The organism is Pseudomonas sp. JV245A, from assembly GCF_032424515.1.
Taxonomy (GTDB): domain Bacteria; phylum Pseudomonadota; class Gammaproteobacteria; order Pseudomonadales; family Pseudomonadaceae; genus Aquipseudomonas; species Aquipseudomonas protegens.
This window is the reverse complement of the sequence record NZ_VYKE01000437.1, coordinates 1-910: the sequence shown is the minus strand read 5'-3', so window position 1 is coordinate 910 and position 910 is coordinate 1. Positions and strand designations below refer to the sequence as shown.

Sequence of the window (910 nt, the reverse complement as noted above, 5' to 3'; positions counted from 1 at the left end):
CCGTGGGCTGGGGCGCCGAAGTGCTGCGCTACCTGCGCGAAAGCCAGGAGCAACTGCCGGCGCTGATGAGCGACCAACTGGACCCGCTGCACCTGCTGTTTCCCCAGGGCCGCACCGACACCGCCGAAGGCGCCTACCGCAGGAACCTGATCAGCCAGTACCTGAACCAGGCGGTGTGCGCCGCGGTGCAGGAGATCATCCGCCAGCGTCCGGCCGGCCAGCGCCTGCGCCTGCTGGAAATCGGCGCCGGGGTCGGCGGCACCAGCGCCGACCTGATCCCGGCCCTGGACGGGCTGGCGGTGGACTACCAGTTCACCGACCTGTCGCAGTTCTTTCTCAACGAGGCCCGGGAACATTTCGCCGCTTACCCCTGGGTCAGCTACGGGCTGTTCGACCTCAACCAGGACCATTGGGCCCAGGGCGTGGCCGCCAACTCCCTGGACGTGATCCTCTGCGCCAACGTGCTGCACAACTCGCGGCATGCCAGCCGGGTGCTGGCGCGGCTGCGGGAGATGCTGGCCCCGGGCGGCTGGCTGATCTTCATCGAGGCCACTCGCGACACCTACCAGATCATGGCGTCCATGGAGTTCAAGGAGGGCCTCACCGCCTTCGAGGATTTCCGGGCCGAACTGGATACCACCTTCATCCGCCGCGAACAGTGGCAGCAGTTGCTGCTGGAGGCCGGAGGCGAGACCCCGCTGTGCCTGCCCGGGGCCGATGACGCCATGTCGCAGATCGGCCAGCACCTGTTCATCACCCGCTTCAAGAGCGAGCGCCAGGCCCTGGAGCCCGAGCAGATGCGGGCCCATCTGGCCCGGCACCTGCCGGAGTACATGATCCCGAGCCACTGGCAGATCCTCGATGAAATGCCCCTGACCGCCAACGGCAAGGTCGACCGCCAGGCCCTGGC

General features: G+C 67.9%; 1 protein-coding gene. It reads left to right on the top strand.

The features are described from left to right. The coding region (locus F6S12_RS32285; protein WP_315869929.1) for a class I SAM-dependent methyltransferase at positions 1-910 on the top strand (910 nt) is incomplete at both ends.